Origin of the sequence: Streptomyces sp. NPDC056128 (assembly GCF_042263835.1) — a bacterium.
GTDB lineage: Bacteria > Actinomycetota > Actinomycetes > Streptomycetales > Streptomycetaceae > Streptomyces.
In genome coordinates, this window is sequence record NZ_JBHJVQ010000029.1 from 82,695 (window position 1) to 102,133 (window position 19,439).

A 19,439-nucleotide genomic window follows, 5' to 3' on the forward strand; every position below is an offset into this window, starting at 1 on the left:
ACGGGGCGGTCGGGCAGGGCGGTCGGGCGGGACCGCGACGCGGGCCCGGATTCCGGGCCGCCCGCCGACGGGGGAGCGCACGGCGGGCAGCCGGTCCGTCCGGGCGCGGTCAGGGAACGAGTACGACCGTCTTGCCGGTCAGCCGTCCGGCGCCGGCGTCCTCGTGCACGGCGGCCAGCTCGGCCACCGGGCGGCGCGCGGCGACGTGCAGCCGGAGCGTGCCCGCGTCCACCTTGGCCACCAGCTCGGCCAGCTGGGCTCCGTCGCCCCGGACCCACAGGCTCGCGCTCCGCACGCCCCGGGCGGGGCCCTCGGGAATCGGGCCGGCCGTGCTGGCCGCGACCCCGCCGTCGGCGACGTACTCCGTCAGCCGCGCCAGCTCTTCGGGGGAGACGCGGACATGGTTCACCACGGCCTGGAACGGACCGCCCACGGCGGCCGGTCCCACGGCGAGGTCGAGGGGGCCGACGACGCGGTCCGCGCCGTAGCCCCGGAGGCGGTCGGCGTGCGTCGGCGCGTCCACCGCGGTCACCTTCGCACCCGCGTCGACGGCGAGCTGCACCACGAGGCTGCCCACCGCGCCCCCCGCCCCGTTGACCAGGACGGTCTGTCCGGGCTTCAGCTCGGCGAGCTCGAACACCGTCTGCCAGGCCGCCAGACCGGTCAGCGGCAGCGCCGCGGCGTCGGCAAGCTCGGTCGTCCGGGGCGCCGGGGCCAGGGACGCGGCCGGGGCGAGCACGTACTCGGCGGCGCCGCCGGCGGAGTCGAGGGGCAGCATCGCCACGACCCGGTCGCCCACCTCCAGGCCCGTGACGTCGGCGCCGAGTCCGGCGACGGTGCCGGCCAGGTCGATCCCCGGCACGTAGGGGAGCGCGATCGGGATCATCTCGGCCAGGACACCGGCGCGGATGTGGTCGTCGACGGGGTTGAACGACGTGGCCGCCACGCGCACCAGCACCTGCCCGGTGCCGGGGACCGGACGGTCGACGTCCTCGTAGCGCAGGACGTCGCTGCTGCCGAACTCGTGGAAACGTATGGCCTTCATGGCAGTTCCTCAGGGTGTGCTTGACGCCTTCGCCAGGGCGTCATCGGATTCTTGACTTGCCCAGGCAAGTATTTTTACTTGCTGAGGCAAGTGAGAAGCTAGCTCACGTTGAGTTGCCCAGGCAAGTGATTCAGGTTGCCCGGGCAAGTATGATGAGGCTCATGGACACCCAGTCACCCTGGCTCGACGACGACCAGCAGGACCTGTGGCAGGCGCTGCGCACGGTCGTCATCGCCCTCCCGGCAGCCCTCGACCGCCAGTTGCAGCGCGACGCGGGCATCTCCAACTTCGAGTACGGGGTGCTGGCCCAGCTGTCCATGGCCGAGGAGGCCACGATGCGGCTCAGCGACCTGGCCCGGGTCAGCGACAGCACCCAGCCCCGCCTGTCGAAGGTGATGGACCGCTTCGAAGTCCGCGACTGGGTCGCCCGCCGCCCCGACCCCGGAGACGGCCGGTACACCCTCGCCACCCTGACCGACGCCGGCCGGCAGAAGCTCGTCGAGAGCGCGCCGGAACACGTCGCGCAGGTGAAGCGGCTCGTGTTCGATCCGCTGACCGCCGCTCAGCGCCGCCACCTCGGGGCCGCGCTCACCCGCATCGCCGCGACCGTGCGCGAGGAACTCGACTGAGGCGCGGCGCGCCGCCGTCTCAGGACTCCTCCGCCGCCACCGGCTCCTTCTCGCGCCCGCCGGGGTGCCGGTGCCGCCAGATCCAGAAGACCGCGCAGGACAACAGGGCCCATCCGCCCAGCACCAGGAACGGGAACACGTGCTGATGGCCCTGGAAGTACACCGCCGTGTGCTGCGCGTTGACCGAGGCGCCCGGCGGCAGCCACTGGCCGATCACCCCCAGCGGCGACGGCAGCAGCGGCCATGACACCGCGCCGCCGGACGAGGGATTGCCGAGGAGCACCATCAGCCCCCAGGTCGGCAGCATCGCCCAGCGCCCGAACAGGGTGTTGAACATGGAGAAGACCATGCCGGAGGTGAACAGGGTGAGCGCCAGGATCAGCCACGACTCCACGAACGGCAGGTCGAGCGCGTCCAGCAGCCAGTCCACCGTCGCGGCGATGGCGAAGCCGCCGAGCAGCGCGTAGGCCATCGTGAACAGGATGCGCTCGAAGGGGACCAGCGACCGCGCGTGCACGCTGAGCTGGATCGCCCCGACGAAACCGATGATCACCGCGGCCAGGGAGATGTAGAAGATCGCCAGCCCGCGCGGGTCGCCCTCCTGGAGCGGGTTGATGTCCCGGACGGTGACCTGGACGCCCGTCTTCCGGCCCACGACCGGTGCCGCGTCGGACAGCACTTCGGCGACCGAGGCGCCCGACGCGCTCGACAGGTCGAGGACGGCGGTCCGTCCCCCCGCGCGCAACTCGAAGATCGCGAAGACCTCCTGGTCCTCCAGCGCCCCGACCGCCGCGGACCGGGTGTCGTAGGTGTGCACCTTCACCGAGGCGTTCAGCGCCTGCTCCAGACCGTCCAGAAAGGCCCGGCTGCGGGCCTCGTCGTACGAGCCGACCACCGCCGTCGGGATCGAGCGCGGCGTCGGGTCCGCCATCGAGTAGGTGTACGAGCCCGCGAAGAGACCGGCAGCGGCGGCGAGGATCAGCACCAGCACCGTGGCCGGCCAGAACGGCGACTGCCGGAACGTGGACCAGCGCCGCCCGCGGGTCGGAGACCTGCCGTGGGCGCCGTGGGACATGTGGGCCATGATCCGGACGCTTCCACAGCCGGGCCGAAAGGGCACCAGGAGCGCCCTCGCCCGGGGGTGCACGGAGCGTGAGGGCGGTGGCCCCGGCACGGGCGCGGGACTTCGCCGAGCGGGGTCCCCGGGTGCGGGCCGCCGCGTCGTGACACTCCGTGGGTCTCCGGCCCCGCAGCGACTACCCGGGACCGACAGTGGGCGGCGGCGCCGTCGTCGTCGAGTAGACCGACCGCACGCCCGAGACCGGGGCGGCGGCCGCAGCGGCCAGCGCCGCCGCCGCGCTGGCGATGCCCACGACGGCGCCCGCGGCGACGTCGCCGGGATAGTGCACGCCGGTGTGGACCCGGGAGTAGCCGACGGCGCTCGCCAGCGCGCCCAGGGGTACGGCGGCGGCGGGCAGGACGACGCCGACGGCCGTGGCGAACGCGACCGCCGAGGCCGTGTGGCCCGACGGGAAGGACGCCGACGCCGGCATGGGCACGTACCGGTCCACCGTCACCCGCGCCGACTCCCGGTCCGGCCGCGCCCTGCGCACCAGCCGCTTGCCCAGCAGGTTCGTCGAGGCCGAGGCCACGGCGACCGCCCCGGCCCCGACGAGCGCGGCCCGGCGCGCCCGCGCACCGCTCAGGGCGAGGGCGGCGGCGATCCCGAGGGAGACCTTCGAATGGTCCGCGGCGTGGGAGAGGCGGCGCAGCGCCCGGTCGAGCGTGGGCGTGGAGGTGGCGGCGACCGCCGCGTACAGCGCGCCGTCGACGGCACGCAGGTCACCGAGCACGGCGGAGAGGGACCGCACGGGGGTCCGTCGGGGGGCGGGCAGCGGGTCCGGCGGGCCGCCGGTGTCGTCGTCCCCGTCGGCTCTGGTGGGTTTGATCATCGGCTCCTGCTCCCTGGGGAGACGGCCCGGGCGCCCCGCGCGCCGTGGGCCGGCCGGTGTACCGGGCGTGGTCCCTCGCCGCACCATCCTGGTCCGCCTCCGCGCCCGCGGCGCGTCGGCGGGGCCCGACCGGGGGACGGGGACCGTACGTGGAACGGGGACCGTACGTGGAACGGAGCCGGGCGGTTGCGCTCAGCCGACGCCGCGCCCGGCGAGGTGGTGCCCGCTCAGCCCGCGGCCCGGAAGGACCGCAGGCGCAGCGAGTTGGCGACGACGAAGACCGAGGAGAAGGCCATGGCCGCACCGGCGATCATCGGGTTGAGGAGTCCGGCCGCGGCGAGCGGCAGCGCGGCGATGTTGTAGGCGAAGGCCCAGAACAGGTTGGACTTGATGGTGCCCAGCGTCCTGCGGGCCAGCCGGATCGCGTCGGCGGCGGCGCGCAGGTCGCCGCGGACCAGGGTGAGGTCGCCGGCCTCGATGGCGGCGTCGGTGCCGGTGCCCATGGCGAGCCCCAGGTCGGCCTGGGCGAGCGCGGCGGCGTCGTTGACGCCGTCACCGACCATCGCGACCGAACGTCCCTCGCCCTGAAGGCGCTTGACCACGTCGACCTTGTCCTGGGGCAGCACCTCGGCGAAGACGGCCCCGGGGTCGATGCCGACCTCGCGGGCGACGGAGGCGGCCACGGCACGGTTGTCCCCGGTCAGCAGTACCGGCGTCAGGCCCAGGGCGCGCAGTCGGCCGATCGCCTCGGCGCTGGTCTCCTTCACCGCGTCCGCGACCTCCAGGACCGCCCGCGCCTCCCCGTCCCAGGCGACGACGACCGCGGTCCGCCCGGCCGTCTCCGCCTCGCCCTTGGCACGGGCCAGGTCCGCCGGAAGGGTCATCGCCCACTCGGTGAGCAGCCGCTCCCGGCCGACGAGGACCGCGTGGCCGTCGACGACGCCCTGCACACCGAGCCCCGGGACGTTGGCGAAGTCCTCGGGGGTGGGCAGGGTGCCGCCCAGCCGCTCCAGCGCCCCGTCGGCGACCGCGCGGGCCACCGGGTGCTCCGAGGCGTGCTCCAGGGCACCGGCCAGGCGCAGTACGTCGTCCTCCTCGGTGGCACCGGCTGTGTGCACGGCGAGCAGGGTCATCCGGCCGGTGGTGACGGTGCCGGTCTTGTCGAGGACGACGGTGTCGACCCTGCGGGTGGACTCCAGCACCTCGGGTCCCTTGATGAGGATGCCGAGCTGGGCGCCCCGGCCCGTGCCGACCATGAGCGCGGTGGGCGTGGCCAGCCCCAGGGCGCAGGGGCACGCGATGATCAGTACGGCGACGGCGGCCGTGAACGCGGCGGTGGGTCCGGACCCGTTGCCGAGCCAGAAGCCCAGGGTGGCCAGCGCCAGGGCGATGACGACGGGGACGAAGACACCGGAGACGCGGTCGGCGAGGCGCTGGGCGGCGGCCTTGCCGTTCTGCGCGTCCTCGACCAGCCTCGCCATCCGGGCCAGCTGCGTGTCGGCGCCGACGCGGGTCGCCTCGACCACCAGCCGGCCGCCCGCGTTCAGGGTCGCGCCCGTGACGCCGTCGCCCACACCGACCTCGGCGGGGACCGACTCGCCGGTGAGCATCGAGGCGTCCACCGCGGAGGAGCCCTCCACGACCGTGCCGTCGGTGGCGATCTTCTCGCCGGGGCGGACCAGGAAGCGGTCGCCCACCGCCAACTCGGCCGTGGGAACCGTCCGTTCCCGGCCGTCGGGGCCCAGGACCGTGACCTCCCGCGCGCCCAGTTCCAGCAGGGCCTTCAGCGCGGCGCCGGCCTTGCGCTTGGCGCGTGCCTCGAAGTAGCGCCCGGCGAGGAGGAAGGCGGTCACCCCGGCGGCCGCCTCCAGGTAGATGTTCCCGGAGCCGTCACCGCGGGCGATGGTCAGCTCGAAGGGGTGGGTCATGCCGGGCGTGCCCGCGGTGCCGAGGAACAAGGCCCACAGCGACCACAGGAACGCCGCCGACGTGCCCACCGAGATCAGCGTGTCCATGGTGGCCGCGCCGTGCCGGGCGTTGGTGAGGGCGGCCCGGTGGAAGGGCCACGCGGCGTACGTCACCACGGGCGCCGCCAGGGTCAGCGACAGCCACTGCCAGTACTCGAACTGCAGCGCCGGCACCATCGCCATCGCGATGACGGGGACGGCGAGCAGTACGGCGGTGACCAGCCGCTGCCGCAGGAGCCGCAGCGCGTCGCCGTCCCCGGAGGGAGCGGCCGTGTCGGCGCCGGGCGCGGGCTCGGCACGTACCGGCTCGGGCTCGTGGGCCGTGTATCCCGTCGCCTCGACCGTGGCGATCAGGTCCGGTACGGACACCTCACCCCCGTAACTGACCTTGGCCTTCTCCGTCGCGTAGTTGACGGTGGCGCTGACGCCGTCCATCCGGTTGAGCTTCTTCTCGATCCGGGCGGCACATGAGGCGCAGGTCATGCCGCCGATGGCGAGTTCCACCTCGGCCGGTGCGCGGGTCGTACTGGTGGTCATGGCTGCTCCTGACGCGTGCGCGGCTGTGCTGGGAAGCACATACGGGGAGGGGGTATCCCCGCTCCGCATTCATGTATACCCAGAGGGGGTATCGAACGCAAGCGTTCGTCCCGCTTGACTCAGTACCCCCTAGGGGTATTGTGAAATGCAGGAAGAGTCCTCCACTCGCCGTCGAGCCGGAGGCCCGGAACCCGAGGAGACGACCGTCATGCGCACCGGACTGAGGATCACCGCCTTCGCCGCCGCACTAGCCGCGACCTTCGGCACCGCGTACGGCGTCGGCCTGGGAGTGGACCCCGTCGTGGAGGAGAGCGCGCCGCCCGCGCCCCACGACGAGCACGGCGGGCCGGCGCCCCGGGAGCCGGAGGGCGGCGGCCACGAGGGGTACGAGAGCACCCCGCCCGGCGGACTCCAGGTCTCCGAGAAGGGCTACACCCTCGACCTCGCCACCCCGCGCGTCAGCGCCGGTGAGCGTGAAGAGCTGCGCTTCACGGTCCGGGACGCGAGCGGCGGGGCCGTCACCGCGTACCAGCGCGAGCACGACAAGGAACTCCACCTCATCGTGGCCTCACGCGACCTGGTCACCTACCGCCACCTGCACCCCATCCGCGCCGCCGACGGCACCTGGAGCACGCCCGTCGACCTGCCGCGCGCGGGCGGCTACCGCGTCTTCGCCGACTTCACCCCGGCGAAGAAGGATGCCGAGAACCTCACCCTCGGCGCCGACCTCGCCGCCTCCGGCCGCTACGAGCCCGCCCGCCTGCCCGCCCCCAACGGCACCGCCAGGACCGACGGTTACCAGGCCGAACTCGCCGGATCCCTGCGCCCCGGCAAGGCGAGCGAGCTGAAGTTCGAGGTGTCCCGCGACGGCGAACCCGTCAACGACCTCCAGCCCTATCTCGGCGCCTACGGCCACCTCGTCGCCCTGCGCTCCGGTGACCTCGCCTACCTGCACGTCCATCCCAACGGCGAGCCCGGCGACGGGACCACCAGGCCCGGCCCGGACATCTCCTTCACGGCCACCGCGCCCAGCGACGGCACCTACCGCCTCTTCCTGGACTTCCGGCACCGGGGCGAGGTCCACACCGCCGCCTTCACCGTGCGGGCCGGAGCGGCGCCGGACGCGTCGGAACCGGCGCCCTCCTCGCCGACCGAACACGGCGACGGACACGGGCACTGAGGGTCCGGCGAACCGCTCCTACGCGCCGGCCGTGATGACCCGGACCCCCGCCTCCTCGAACTGGCGCACCAGCTCCGGGTCGGCCGAGACGTCCGTGACCAGCGTGTCCACCGACTCGGTCGCGCAGATTCGGGCGAACGCCCGCCGACCCAGCTTGCTGGAGTCGGCGGCCACCACCACGCGCTCGGCGCGCTCGCACAGCACCCGGTTGATCGCCGCCTCCGCCTCGTCGTGCGCCGCCGCACCGTGCGCGGCGTCGAAGGCGACGACACCCAGCACCGCCACGTCGAGCGTCACCTGGCCCAGCACGCCGTCCGCGAGCGGCCCGATCAGCTCGTACGACTGCGCCCGGGCCACCCCGCCGGTCACCACGATCTTGAACTGCGGCCGCACGGCCAGCTCGTTGGCGATGTTGAGCGCGTTGGTGACCACCGTCAGCGCGGGCGTCCCGGCGGCCAGGTCGGCGCGCACGGCCAGGGCGCGCGCCACCTCCGTGGTGGTCGTCCCCCCGGTCAGTCCCACCGCCTCCCCGGGCGCCACCAGGGCGGCGACCGCCTGTGCGACGTGCTGCTTCTCCGAGGCGCGGCGGGCGGTCTTGTAGCGCAGCGGCAGCTCGTACGACACCCCGTGCACGACCGCGCCACCGCGCGTGCGCACGAGCATCTGCTGCTCGGCGAGCCGGTCGAAGTCACGGCGGATCGTCGCGGCCGAGACCTCCAGCTCGGTCGCCGCCTCCTCGACGTCCAGCCGGCCCCGCTCCACGAGCAGTTCCAGCAGCGCCTTCCAGCGGGCGTCGCGCGACATCCGCGCCTCCGTTCCTCGATCTCCCGCCGACCCTAGCGCACGGTTCACTTCCCCGGATTGCTTGATTGTGCTCGAAAGCTCGCTATATCTTGCAGGAACAATCAGATCGGTCGATCGGGGAGTGTGCGGCATGACGCATGTCGAGGACGAACTCAACAGCCAGCCCGAGTGCTGGACGCGCGCCGCCGCGGAGGCGGCGGGGCACACGGCGGCGCTGCCCGCGGCGGGCGAGCGGGTCGCCGTCGTCGGCTGCGGCACCTCGTACTTCATGGCGCAGTCGGTGGCGGCGCTGCGCGAGGGCGCGGGCCAGGGCGAGACGGACGCGTTCGCCGCCTCGGAATTCCCGCGGGGACGCGCGTACGACCGGGTCGTCGCCCTCACCCGCTCCGGCACCACCACCGAAGTGCTGGAGCTGCTCGCGGAGTTGAAGGGCAGTGCTCGAACCGTAGCGATCACCGCGGACCCGGAGACGCCGGTCATGGCCGCCGCCGACGACGTGGTCGTCCTCGACTTCGCCGACGAACGGTCGGTCGTCCAGACCCGGTTCGCGACCACCGCCCTCACCCTGCTCCGCGCCCACCTGGGCCTGCACACCGACGCGGTCGTCGCCGACGCCCGCACGGCGCTCGCCGCCGCTCTGCCCGAAGGGCTGGTCGAGCGCACCCAGTTCACCTTCCTCGGCCGGGACTGGACCGTCGGACTGGCCAACGAGGCCGGACTCAAGATGCGCGAGGCGTCCCTCTCCTGGACCGAGGCCTACCCGGCGATGGAGTACCGGCACGGGCCCATCAGCATCAGCACCGCCGGCACGGCCACCTGGATGTTCGGCGAGGCACCCGAGGGACTGGCCGACCAGGTCCGCGACACCGGCGCGATGTGGGTGCCGGGGGAGCTGGACCCGCTCGCCGAACTGGTCCGCGCCCAGCGCCTCGCCGTCGCCGTCGCCGCCGCCCGCGGCCTCGACCCGGACCGCCCGCGCCACCTCACCCGCTCGGTGATCCTCGCCCCCTGACGCCGCCGCGCGCACCCGCCGCGCGCACCCGTCACCCGTCCCCGAGCCCGCCCCCGACACCCGTGCCCCGACGCCCGGGAAGGGAGAGACCGTGCCCCTCGCCAGCACCGGCGACCTGGTCGGCCGCGCCGCGGCCGCACGCTCCGCCGTAGCCGCCTTCAACGTCATCACCCTGGAACACATCGAGGCCGTCGTCGCCGGCGCCGAGTCCGTGCGCATGCCCGTCGTGCTCCAGGTCAGCGAGAACGCCGTGAAGTACCGCTACGGCCGCCTGCTGCCCCTGGCGGCTGCGGCCGTCGCCGCCGCCGAGGGCGCGGCCGTGCCCGTCGCCCTGCACCTCGACCACGTCCAGAGCGACGGCCTGCTGCGCCAGGCACCGGACGCCGGGTTCAGCTCCGTGATGTACGACGCCTCCCGGCTGACGTACGCGGAGAACCTCGCGGCGACCCGGGCCGCCGTCGGCTGGGCGCACGCCCAGGGGCTCTGGATCGAGGCCGAACTGGGGGAGGTCGGCGGCAAGAACGGCGCGGCGCCGCTGGACGCCCACGCCCCAGGCGCCCGCACCAACCCCTCCGAGGCCCGCGCCTTCGTCGCCGAATCCGGCGTGGACGCCCTGGCCGTCGCCGTCGGCAGCTCGCATGCCATGACCACCCGCACCGCGGCCCTCGACCACGACCTGCTGAGGGCACTGTCGAGCGCGCTGGACGTCCCGCTCGTCCTGCACGGCTCCTCCGGCGTCCCGGACGCCGAACTCGCCGCGGCCGTCGCGGGCGGCATCGCCAAGGTCAACGTCGGTACCGCCCTCAACATCGCCATGACCGGCGCCATCCGGGAGCACCTCGCCGCCCGCCCCGACGCGGTCGACTCGCGCGGCTACCTCACCGCCGGAAGGGAGGCCATGGCACGGACGGTGGCGACGATCATCCAGGTGGTCGGCGCTACGTCCTGACGGCCCTCAGCACCACGAACCGGCTGTCGCTCGCCACCAGGTCACAGTTGCCGAACAGGCGCTTCAGCTTGACGTGGTAGCCCAGGTGCCGGTTGCCGACCACCCACAGCTCGCCGCCGGGGCGCAGCACGCGTCGCGCCCCGGTGAACATCCGCCACGCGGTGGCGTCGGTGGTCGCCTGGTGGGAGTGGAAGGGCGGGTTGTTGAGCACCAGGTCGACACTGCCGTCGGGCACCCCGGCCAGCCCGTCGCCCACCCGGAACTCCGCCTGTCCCGTCGCCCCGTTCGCCCTGTACGTCGCCTCGGCGGAGGCCGCGGCCTGGAACGACTCGTCGGTGAACAGCACCTCCGCCCCGGGGTCGGCCAGCGCCATCGCCGTACCGACCACACCGTTGCCGCAGCCCAGGTCCACCACCCGGCGGGCGCCACCGGCCGTCGGCAGGTGCTGGAGGAAGAACCGGGTGCCGACGTCCAGCCGGTCGGCGCAGAACACACCGGCGTGGTTGACGACGGCCCGGCCGGAGAGCAGCGGTCCGACGTCGTCGGGGAGCCGGTAGGTGAGCGGCCAGGGGTTGGCCGGCCGCCGCAGGGCGGGGTCGGGCGTGGCGAAGATCAGCCGGGCCTTCTTCACGGCCAGCGAGGTCCTGGTCGGGCCCACGATCCGCTCGAACAGCCGGAGCGTCGAGGTGTGGATCTCCTTGACCATCCCGGCGCCGACGACGACCGTGCCCTCGTGCAGCGCGGGCGCCAGCCGCAGCAACTGGTCCTCCAGCAGCGCCAGGCTCTTGGGCACTCGCACCAGCAGCACGTCGACGCGGTCCGGCGGAGGGTCCTGCGTGGTCAGCAGGTGCACGGCGCCGGGCTCCGCGCCCGCCCGTTCCAGGTTGACGCGCGCCGCCTCCCGGCTGAGGTGGGAGTCGGTGATCTGCACCGGCCGGTGCCCCGCCAGCGCCGTCACCAGCGCCCCCCAGCGGTCCCCGAGCACCACCACCGTGCCGGTCAGCGGCACCTCCCGCTCCGCGAGGTGCCCGAGCAGATACTCGTCGGAGGCGTCCCAGGCCCGGAGCCGGTCGCGCGGGTCCTCGGGGAAGCGGGTCAGCACCTGCTCGCCCCATGGCGTCGTCATACGGTCACTGCGGTCGTTCATCGTGCGCCCAGGCTAACCGAGCCGCAGCTCAGACCCCCCTCGCGCGGACCGGGCGGCGTCGCGGGCAGGATGGGGACATGGACTCCGAGCTGTTCCCGAGGAGCCGTACCGAGACCGCGCCCGGTGCCGTCCACGTGCCGGACTGGCTGACGCCCGGACGGCAGCGCGAGCTGCTGCACGCCTGCCGCGAGTGGGCCCGCCCCCCGGCCGGACTGCGCACGGTCCACACTCCTGGCGGCGGCACCATGACCGCCCGGCAGGTCTGCCTCGGCTGGCACTGGCACCCGTACGCCTACGCCCGCACCGTCGTCGACGGCGACGGTGCGCCGGTGAAGCCCTTCCCGGCCTGGCTCGGCGAGCTGGGCCGCGGCGCGGTGACCGACGCGCTGGGCGCCGACGCCGCGGCGGACGCGCCGTACGACATCGCCCTGGTCAACTTCTACGACGCCGACGCCCGCATGGGCATGCACCGCGACGCCGACGAGCGCTCCGACGCGCCCGTGGTCTCCCTGAGCCTCGGCGACACCTGCGTCTTCCGCTTCGGCAACCCGGAGACCCGGACCCGCCCCTACACCGACGTCGAACTGCGCAGCGGCGACCTGTTCGTCTTCGGCGGGCCCTCCCGGCTCGCCTACCACGGCGTGCCGAGGGTGCACCCGGGCACGGCACCGCCCGAGTTGGGGCTCACCGGACGGCTCAACATCACGCTCCGGGTCAGTGGCCTCTAGGCACGCCACACCTGCGGATCATGGGAGACTCCCCTCCATGAGCGGCAAGGCGGACCCCCGGGCGGCGGGGGAAGGGACCACCTCGAGGACGCGGCTGGAGCGGGGGCGCGCTGCGCTCGGACCCGCGTTGGAGCTCGTGCACACCGGACGCGCCCCCACCAGGGCCGTCCTCACCGCGGAACTCGGCGTGACCCGGGCCACGGCCGGCGCCGTCGCCGCCGAACTGGAGGCGCTCGGCCTGATCCGGGTCGACGCCAGGCCCGGCGCGGCGGCCGGTTCGCAGGGCCGCCCCTCGCACCGCCTCGCGGTCGCCGAGGACGGCCCCGTCGCGCTCGCCGCGCAGGTCCACGCCGACGGCTTCCGCGCGGCCCTGGTCGGTCTCGGCGGCCGGATCGTCGCCACCGCACCCGGGTGCGAGGTCGTCGACGCCGACCCGGCGAAAGTGCTCGGCTCCGTCGTCGAGGCGGGCGCGGAGCTGCTGCGGGAGACCGGGCGGCGCTGCGTCGGCGCGGGGCTCGCCGTGCCGTCCGCCGTCGCGGAGCCGGAGGGTCTGGCGCTGAACCCGCTGCACCTGGCCTGGCCCGCGGGCGCGCCCGTGCGGCGGATCTTCGCCGAGCAGGTGCGCGCCGCCGGTATCGAGGGGCCCGCGTTCGCCGCGAACGACGTCAACCTCGCCGCCCTCGCGGAACACCGGCACGGTGCCGGACGCGGCGCGCGCGACCTGCTGTGCGTGGCCACCGGCCACCGGGGCGTCGGCGGTGCCCTGGTCCTCGACGGCCGCCTGCACATGGGCAGTTCGGGTCTCGCACTGGAGGTCGGCCACCTCGCCGTCAACCCCGAGGGCCGCCCCTGCCACTGCGGCAGCCGCGGCTGCCTGGACGTGGAGGCCGACCCGCTGGCCTTCCTCACGGCGGCCGGCCGCGAGCCGGGGCCGGAGGTGTCCCTGCTCCAGCAGTCCTACGACCTGATCCGCGACCACTACACCGACCCGGCCGTCCGCACCGCCACCGAGGCCCTCATCGACCGCCTCGGCCTGGGTCTCGCCGGCCTGGTGAACATCCTCAACCCGGACCGCATCATCCTCGGCGGACTCCACCGCGCCCTCCTCGACGCCGACCCAGAGCGGCTGCGCGCGGTCGTCGCCGACCGCAGCCTGTGGGGCCAGAGCGGCGGCGTCCCCATCCTGCCGTGCGGCCTGGACCACAACAGCCTGGTCGGCGCGGCCGAGTTGGCCTGGCAGCCGGTCCTGGACGACCCGCTGGGCGCACTGGCCTAGGGCGGGGGCGGGCGGACGGCTCAGGGCGTCGGCCGGTCGCCGCCGCTGGGGGCGTTGCTCAGGTCGACCACGCAGAACACGTTGCCGTCCGGGTCCGCGAGGACGACGAAGTCGGGGTCGGGCGGGTAGCGGTCCCAGTCGACCTCCCGCGCGCCGAGGCCGACCAGCCGCCGCACCTCCGCCCGCTGTTCGTCCGCCGAGTCCGTGTAGAGGTCCAGGTGGACGCGGGGGTACGGCTCGGCCGGCGACTCGCTGCGCATCAGGCCGAGCGCCCGCCCGGAGCCGTCGGCGTGGTGCAGCGTGCGCCAGGTCTCGCTCCGCCACTCCTCCGTGGCGACCAGACCGAGCGCCGCGGTCCAGAACGCCTCCGCGCGGGGCACGTCCCTGACGCCGATGACGGGGACACCGAGTCTCAACATGGTCCGAGCCTACGTACCGCCCGCTACGTACTGCGCGATCCCGTGGCCGAGCGACCAGTCGGCGGAGGTGTTCTCGGTCAGGGTGACGAAGACGTTCCGGGGTTCGGTACCCGCGTAGGTCTCGGCGAGTTCGGCGATCCGGCGGTACAGCGCCTGTTTGCGCTCGCTCGTCCGGCCCGCTCGGAGGGTGATCGCCACGAAGACGATGCCCTCGTCCCGGTGCACCCCGAGGTAGTCGTCGTACCGCAGCGCTCCGCGGGTGCCGTCGTGTCCGGTGAGGACCTGGAACCGGTCGTCGTGCGGGATGCCGAGCGTCTCGACCAGGGCCTCGTGGACGGCACGGCCGAGCGCGTCGAGGCGGTCGGCGTCGGTGCCGTGGGCGTCTATGCGGACGAAGGGCATGCGGGCATCTCCCGTTCGGACGGAGGGGGTTCGGGATCAGGGGGTTCGGGGGCAGGGCGTTTCGGCGGTTCGGACGTCAGGGGGTGGCGTGGTGGGCCCAAGACGACCCGTCGAAGGACAGAGCCGCACCCGGGAGCCGGGAGCCGGGGCCGGCGAAGAACAGGCGGTCGTGCGCGTTGCATACGCGGACGGCGCTCACCACTGGCGCCCCCGCGGCAGCCGCTCCCGCTCCGGTGCCGACACGTGCAGCACCTGGAAGACCTCGCCCGCCACCCCGTCCGGCGCCTCGTCGGCGTGCAGCGAGAAGTGGACCAGCTCCCAGCGGCCGGTGTCCACGACCGCCGCCGCGAACAACACGCCGTCCCCGGCCGCCAGTCGCCCGGTCTCCCGCACCGCCTCCGACGCCCACTCCGACAGGGGCACCCCCTCCGGCACCGGCCGCCGACGTCGTACGGCCACCCGCGCGGGGGAGCGGGCGGCGCCGCCCTCCTCGTAGGCCAGGCCCGTCCACTGCCGGACCGCGGGCCGGCCGAAGTCGTCGGTGGGCCGCTGGAAGGCGCCCTCCCAGAGGAAGGAGTTCATGCCCTCCACGGTGCGCCACAGGTAGAACGGCGCGTACTGGTTGACCGGCGAGCCGTGCACCCCGCGCTCCCGCATCAGATACGCCTTGGCGCCGAGCCCGGGCCAGTCGTCCAGGAGGTGCCCGGTGCGGGCGACCCGTTCCCGGACGACGTCCATCGCGTAGTCGGCGGGCAGGGTGAACTCGTACTGCATGGCGTGCATCGGCGCGGACTCCTTACCGGGCAGGGGTGTCGTGCGGGGCCAGCAGGGCCAGCAGCCCCCGGACCGCGGCGTCGAATGCGGTGGGGGAGCCGGACGCGCGGGCGAGGACGTAACCGCCCTGGACGGTCGCGACGACGGCCGCCGCGATCTCCTCGCCGTCCAGTGAGGGCGCGAACTCGCCCTGCTCCCTGCCCTCTTCGACGATCCGGGCGATGTGCTCCCTGAGCCAGTCGAGCGTCTCGTCGACGGGGGCGCGCAGGGCGTCGTCGGCGATCACGTCCGGGTCCATGGTCAGCCGCCCCACCGGGCAGCCGCGCAGCACCTCGCGCTCGCGCCGCAGATAGGCCGCGATCCGCTCGTACGGCGTGCCCGGACCGTCCAGCACGCCCTCGGCGGTGGCCCGCATCTCCTCGGCGGTCTGCCGGATCGCGGCCAGCGCGAGCTCGGGCTTTCCGCCTTTGAAGTGGTGGTACATGCTGCCCTGCCCCGCGTCCGCCCGCTCCAGGATCGCCTTGGGGCTGGTCCCCACGTACCCCCGCTCCCACAACAGCTCGCGGGTGGACTCGATCAGTCGCTCCGAGGTGCTCATGCATCCCACTGTACATACTAGTAGTTACAGAGGTCGAGGCAGGAGATCCAGAGTCCGGCGGGGGAGGAAGCAGGCCCGGACGGCGTACGTACTCCCCGCGGGGTACGCACAGTGCCGCTGGCCGTACGACGACCGGGACCCGCCTCGGGGACGACGCTCGGAAGCGACACGAAGGACATCGCCACCGAGGAGTTGGACGACATGGAGACCCTGGCACACTTCGGCGACGGCGGGCCCGGCCCCTGGATCCTGCTCTTCCCGGTGATCTGGGCGCTGGTCATCGGCGCCGGCATCACCCTGCTCCGCCGCACCGTATGGCGCGGGCGCCGCGGACCCGGACGGCCCACCGTCGAGGACAACTCGCCCATCGCCGTACTCGGCCACCGCTTCGCCTCCGGCGAGATCGACGAGGACGAGTACTGGCGCCGGCTCTCCGTGCTGGACGAGCAGTTCGGCCGGACCCGCAAGGGCGGTGCGGCATGACCACGACGACCGTCACCGGGGCCGCCGCCCGGGTCGTCGACGCCGTGAAGGTGTACGGCGGTGGCGACACCGCCGTACGCGCGCTGGACGGGGTGAGCGTGGACTTCCCGGCCGGCCGCTTCACGGCGATCATGGGGCCCTCGGGCTCCGGCAAGTCGACCCTGATGCACTGCGCCGCCGGACTGGACACGCTCACCTCGGGCACCGCCCGCATCGGCGACACCGACCTGAGCACCCTCGACGACCGACGCCTCACGCTCCTGCGCCGCGACCGGGTCGGCTTCGTGTTCCAGGCCTACAACCTGGTCCCGACGCTGACCGTCGCCGAGAACATCACCCTCCCGCTCGACCTCGCGGGCCGCCGCGGCGACACCGAGTGGGTCGACGCGCTGATCGACGTCGTCGGACTGCGCGACCGCCTCCACCACCGGCCGGCCGAACTCTCCGGCGGCCAGCAGCAGCGCGTAGCCGTGGCCCGTGCCTTCGCCGGGCAGCCGGACGTGGTCTTCGCCGACGAACCCACCGGAAACCTCGACTCCCGCTCCGGCGGCGAGGTGCTCGGCCTCCTCGGCCGCACCGTGCGGCGGACCGGCCGCACGGTCGTCATGGTCACCCACGATCCGGTCGCAGCCGCCCACGCGGACGAGGTCGTCTTCCTCGCGGACGGACGCCTCGTCGACCGCATGGACGGCCCGACCGCCGACAAGGTCCTGGACCGGATGAAAGCCTTCGAGGTGCCGTCATGAACGCCTCCGCCCGCCTCAGCGTCTCCTCGCTGCGGGCCCACAAGCGGCGCTTCGCCGGGACGTTCCTCGCCGTCGTCCTCGGCGTCGCCTTCCTGACCGGGACCCTGGTCATGGGCGACACGCTCCGCGCGAGCTTCGACACCATGTTCGGCAACGCCGGCGCGGGCACGGACGCCGTGGTGCGCAGCGCGGACGCCATCACCACGCCGGGCGAGAGTCAGGGGGTACGGCAGCCGGTCGGCACTGACCTGGTCGAGACGGTCGAGCGGGTGCCCGGCGTCGCGGCCGCCGCTCCCAGCGTCCAGGGCGCGGGCCAGCTCGTCGGCGCGGACGGCGAGCCGATCGGCGGCCAGGGCCCGCCCACCCTGGCCGGCAACTGGATCACCGACCCCGGGCTGAACCCGTACCGCCTCGCCGAGGGCCGTGCCCCGCAGGCGTCCGGCGAGGTCGTCGTCAACCGGGGCACCGCCGAGCGGGGCGGCCTCGCGATCGGCGACACGACGACCCTGCGCACGCCCGACCCGGTCGAGGTCACCGTCGTCGGCCTCGCGACCTTCGGCGGCGAGGACGGCATGGCCCAGGTGACCTACACCGGCATGACGCGGGCCGACGCCGAGAAGTGCCTCACCGCGCGTCCGGGCGAGGCGGCGAGCATCCAGGTGCGGGCCGGTCCCGGCGTCGGCCAGCAGGAACTCGTCGACCGGCTGACCCCCGTACTGCCGGACGGCGTCGAGGCCATCACCGGTGAGGAGTCGGCCGCGGAGAACACCGACATGATCTCCAGCCAGTTCCTGACCCTGTTCACGACCTTCCTGCTCGTCTTCTCCGGCATCGCCCTGCTGGTCGCCACCTTCTCGATCCACAACACCTTCGCCATCGTGGTCGCCCAGCGCACCCGCGAGAACGCCCTGCTGCGGGCGCTCGGTGCCTCCCGGCGGCAGATCACCGCCGCCACCCTCGTCGAGGCGGCCGTCGTGGCCGTGACCGCGTCCGCCGCGGGACTCGCCGCCGGCATCGGTATCGCGGCCGGACTCCAGGCACTGTTCCCGGCGATCGGGTTCCCCTTCCCCGAGGGCGCGTTGGTGATCGGCGCGGTGTCGATGCTGCTCCCGCTCGCCGTCGGCGTCGTAGTCTGCCTCGGCTCCGCCCTGCTGCCCGCCGCCCGGGCCGGCCGCACCGCACCCTTGGCGGCGCTGCGCGAGACGGCCGTCGACACGTCCGGCGCCTCCCGCGCGCGTGCGGTCACCGGCACGGCGCTCATGGCGCTCGCCCTCGCGGTGACCCTGAGCGGCGTCCTGCTCTCCCCGTCGGTCTGGCTGGCGGGACTGGGCGGCGTACTGGCCCTGGCGGCCTTCGTGGTGCTCGGCCCGGTCGCCTCCGCCACCGCCGTACGCGTCCTCGGCGCTCCGCTGGACCGGCTGCGCGGCGTCACCGGCGTCCTCGCCCGGCGCAACGCCCTGCGCAGCCCCAAGCGCACGGCCGCCACGGCCGGGGCGCTGATGATCGGGGTGGCCGTCGTGTCGCTGTTCACGGTGTTCGGCGCCTCGCTCAAGGCGACCATGGACCAGACCGTCTCCCGGTCCTTCGCGGGCGACGTCGCGGTCAGTGCCCCGTCCTTCGGCGCCGGCGGCAGCGGGCTCAGTCCGCGACTGGCCGACGCGGTCCAGCGGCTGCCGGAGGTGGACACCGCCGTCGGCCTCGGCCGAGGCGTCGCGGAAGTCGACGGCGAGGGACGGGCGTTGACCGTCACCGACCCGGTCGCGCTGGAGCGCACCTTCGACCTGGGCACCGTCCACGGCTCACTCGGCTCCCTCGGCACCGACGGCATCGCGATCACGGAGAGCGAGGCGGCGAAGCGGGGGCTGACCACCGGCGACACGGCACGCCTGACCTTCACCGACGGCCGCAGCGAGACCTTCACCGTCCGCGCCCTCTACGGGCAGTCCGAACTCGCCGGCGACTACGTCATCACCCGCGCCGCCTGGGCCCCGCACCGCACGCAGGACTCCGACACGCTGGTGGCCGTCGCCCTCGCGGACGGCGTGTCCACAAACGCCAGCAAGGCGGCCGTCGCGCAGGTGGCCGACCAGTACGGCAACCCCGAGGTGCAGACCCGAGACGAGTACGCGGAGTCCTCGGCGGGTGGCATCGACATGATGCTCACGCTCGTCTACGCGCTGCTCGCTCTCGCGGTGCTCATCGCACTCCTCGGCATCGCCAACACGCTCACCCTGGCGGTCCACGAGCGCACCCGCGAACTCGGCCTGCTGCGCGCCGTCGGGCAGACCCGGGCCCAACTGCGGGCCATGGTCCGCTGGGAGTCCGTCCTGGTCGCCGCCTTCGGCACGGTCGGCGGACTCGGCCTCGGCGCCTTCCTCGGCTGGGTGCTCGTGGCGGCCTCCGACGGCGCCTCGGACACCGCCTTCGCCTTCGCCGTGCCGCCCGTCCAACTCGCGGTGGTCGCCCTCGTCGGCCTCACAGCAGGCGCCCTCGCGGGCCTCCGCCCGGCCCGGCGCGCGGCTCGCCTGGACGTACTGCGCGCCGTGGCAACGGAGTAGCGGACCCGTCTGCTGGGGTACTCCGCGCGGGCACACGCGGCGGGCGTCTGCCGTGCGGGCACACGCGGCGGGCGTCTGCCGTGCGGGCACACGCGGCGGGCGTCCCCCGTGCGGGCACACGCGGCGGGCGTCTGCCGTGCGGGCACACGCGGCGGGCGTCTGCCGTGCGGGCACACGCGGCGGGCGTCTGCCGTGCGGGCACACGCGGCGGGCGTCCCCCGGGCGGGGACACG

19 protein-coding genes are annotated in these 19,439 nt (G+C 74.2%); 9 read left to right on the forward strand and 10 right to left on the reverse strand.

The window, feature by feature from the left end; genetic code table 11:
- Positions 1 to 109: 109 nt before the first annotated feature.
- A complete protein-coding gene (locus tag ACFC1X_RS33425; protein WP_376361141.1) occupies positions 110 to 1,045 on the reverse strand; it encodes an NADP-dependent oxidoreductase in 936 nt (311 codons plus the stop codon).
- Positions 1,046 to 1,206: 161 nt separating this feature from the next.
- Between ACFC1X_RS33425 and ACFC1X_RS33430 the strand changes: the two genes are divergently transcribed.
- A complete protein-coding gene (locus ACFC1X_RS33430; RefSeq protein ID WP_376361144.1) occupies positions 1,207 to 1,674 on the forward strand; it encodes a MarR family winged helix-turn-helix transcriptional regulator in 468 nt (155 codons plus the stop codon).
- A gap of 19 nt (positions 1,675 to 1,693) precedes the next feature.
- Here the strand turns inward: ACFC1X_RS33430 and ACFC1X_RS33435 are convergent, their stop codons facing one another.
- The 3 genes from ACFC1X_RS33435 to ACFC1X_RS33445 all read right to left on the reverse strand — a co-directional run bounded on the left by ACFC1X_RS33435 (position 1,694) and on the right by ACFC1X_RS33445 (position 6,130).
- On the reverse strand, positions 1,694 to 2,758 hold the full coding sequence (locus tag ACFC1X_RS33435) for an ABC transporter permease (protein WP_376361147.1): 1,065 nt from the start codon (positions 2,756 to 2,758) through the stop codon (positions 1,694 to 1,696).
- Positions 2,759 to 2,930: 172 nt separating this feature from the next.
- On the reverse strand, positions 2,931 to 3,626 hold the full coding sequence (locus tag ACFC1X_RS33440; protein ID WP_376361149.1) for a phosphatase PAP2 family protein: 696 nt from the start codon (positions 3,624 to 3,626) through the stop codon (positions 2,931 to 2,933).
- A 227-nt stretch (positions 3,627 to 3,853) separates the two neighbouring features.
- Entirely contained in the window at positions 3,854 to 6,130 is a 2,277-nt protein-coding gene (locus ACFC1X_RS33445; RefSeq protein WP_376361152.1) for a heavy metal translocating P-type ATPase, read from the reverse strand.
- Positions 6,131 to 6,338: 208 nt separating this feature from the next.
- On the opposite strand from ACFC1X_RS33445, the gene ACFC1X_RS33450 reads away from it, so the two are divergent.
- Positions 6,339 to 7,310 carry a hypothetical protein gene (locus ACFC1X_RS33450; protein WP_376361155.1) on the forward strand — a complete coding sequence of 324 codons (972 nt, stop codon included), beginning with the start codon at positions 6,339 to 6,341 and terminating at the stop codon, positions 7,308 to 7,310.
- 18 nt (positions 7,311 to 7,328) lie between these two features.
- Here ACFC1X_RS33450 and ACFC1X_RS33455 read toward each other — a convergent pair whose 3' ends face one another.
- Positions 7,329 to 8,114, reverse strand: a complete 786-nt coding sequence (locus ACFC1X_RS33455; protein ID WP_376361157.1) for a DeoR/GlpR family DNA-binding transcription regulator — start codon at positions 8,112 to 8,114, stop codon at positions 7,329 to 7,331.
- A 130-nt stretch (positions 8,115 to 8,244) separates the two neighbouring features.
- Between ACFC1X_RS33455 and ACFC1X_RS33460 the strand changes: the two genes are divergently transcribed.
- Complete coding sequence (locus ACFC1X_RS33460; protein WP_376361159.1) at positions 8,245 to 9,126, forward strand: SIS domain-containing protein; 882 nt, start codon at positions 8,245 to 8,247, stop codon at positions 9,124 to 9,126.
- Between the two features lie 91 nt (positions 9,127 to 9,217).
- On the forward strand, positions 9,218 to 10,075 hold the full coding sequence (locus ACFC1X_RS33465) for a ketose-bisphosphate aldolase (protein ID WP_376361162.1): 858 nt from the start codon (positions 9,218 to 9,220) through the stop codon (positions 10,073 to 10,075).
- Here the strand turns inward: ACFC1X_RS33465 and ACFC1X_RS33470 are convergent.
- Positions 10,065 to 11,201 (reverse strand): methyltransferase, encoded by a 1,137-nt coding sequence (locus tag ACFC1X_RS33470; protein ID WP_376361199.1) that lies wholly within the window; start codon positions 11,199 to 11,201, stop codon positions 10,065 to 10,067. The genes ACFC1X_RS33465 and ACFC1X_RS33470 overlap by 11 nt on opposite strands.
- Positions 11,202 to 11,299: 98 nt before the next feature.
- On the opposite strand from ACFC1X_RS33470, the gene ACFC1X_RS33475 reads away from it, so the two are divergent.
- Both ACFC1X_RS33475 and ACFC1X_RS33480 read left to right on the forward strand, forming a co-directional pair.
- Complete coding sequence (locus tag ACFC1X_RS33475) at positions 11,300 to 11,950, forward strand: alpha-ketoglutarate-dependent dioxygenase AlkB (protein WP_376361165.1); 651 nt, start codon at positions 11,300 to 11,302, stop codon at positions 11,948 to 11,950.
- A gap of 37 nt (positions 11,951 to 11,987) precedes the next feature.
- On the forward strand, positions 11,988 to 13,226 hold the full coding sequence (locus tag ACFC1X_RS33480) for an ROK family protein (RefSeq protein ID WP_376361168.1): 1,239 nt from the start codon (positions 11,988 to 11,990) through the stop codon (positions 13,224 to 13,226).
- Between the two features lie 20 nt (positions 13,227 to 13,246).
- Here ACFC1X_RS33480 and ACFC1X_RS33485 read toward each other — a convergent pair whose 3' ends face one another.
- The 4 genes from ACFC1X_RS33485 to ACFC1X_RS33500 form a co-directional block, all read right to left on the reverse strand.
- Entirely contained in the window at positions 13,247 to 13,645 is a 399-nt protein-coding gene (locus ACFC1X_RS33485) for a VOC family protein (RefSeq protein WP_376361171.1), read from the reverse strand.
- A gap of 9 nt (positions 13,646 to 13,654) precedes the next feature.
- Positions 13,655 to 14,047, reverse strand: a complete 393-nt coding sequence (locus tag ACFC1X_RS33490) for a tautomerase family protein (RefSeq protein ID WP_376361174.1) — start codon at positions 14,045 to 14,047, stop codon at positions 13,655 to 13,657.
- A 195-nt stretch (positions 14,048 to 14,242) separates the two neighbouring features.
- Entirely contained in the window at positions 14,243 to 14,830 is a 588-nt protein-coding gene (locus ACFC1X_RS33495; RefSeq protein WP_376361177.1) for a DUF4865 family protein, read from the reverse strand.
- 13 nt (positions 14,831 to 14,843) lie between these two features.
- The gene (locus ACFC1X_RS33500; protein ID WP_376361180.1) at positions 14,844 to 15,419 is read right to left on the reverse strand and encodes a TetR/AcrR family transcriptional regulator; all 576 of its coding nucleotides are present in this window, start codon (positions 15,417 to 15,419) and stop codon (positions 14,844 to 14,846) included.
- Positions 15,420 to 15,620: 201 nt separating this feature from the next.
- Between ACFC1X_RS33500 and ACFC1X_RS33505 the strand changes: the two genes are divergently transcribed.
- The 3 genes from ACFC1X_RS33505 to ACFC1X_RS33515 are packed head-to-tail and all read left to right on the forward strand — an operon-like array spanning position 15,621 to position 19,206.
- Positions 15,621 to 15,902 carry an SHOCT domain-containing protein gene (locus ACFC1X_RS33505; protein WP_376361183.1) on the forward strand — a complete coding sequence of 94 codons (282 nt, stop codon included), beginning with the start codon at positions 15,621 to 15,623 and terminating at the stop codon, positions 15,900 to 15,902.
- The gene (locus ACFC1X_RS33510; protein ID WP_376361185.1) at positions 15,899 to 16,648 is read left to right on the forward strand and encodes an ABC transporter ATP-binding protein; all 750 of its coding nucleotides are present in this window, start codon (positions 15,899 to 15,901) and stop codon (positions 16,646 to 16,648) included. The genes ACFC1X_RS33505 and ACFC1X_RS33510 overlap by 4 nt, the downstream gene beginning before the upstream one ends.
- Positions 16,645 to 19,206 (forward strand): ABC transporter permease, encoded by a 2,562-nt coding sequence (locus ACFC1X_RS33515; RefSeq protein WP_376361188.1) that lies wholly within the window; start codon positions 16,645 to 16,647, stop codon positions 19,204 to 19,206. Before ACFC1X_RS33510 ends, ACFC1X_RS33515 begins: the two co-directional genes overlap by 4 nt.
- Positions 19,207 to 19,439 lie beyond the last annotated feature (233 nt).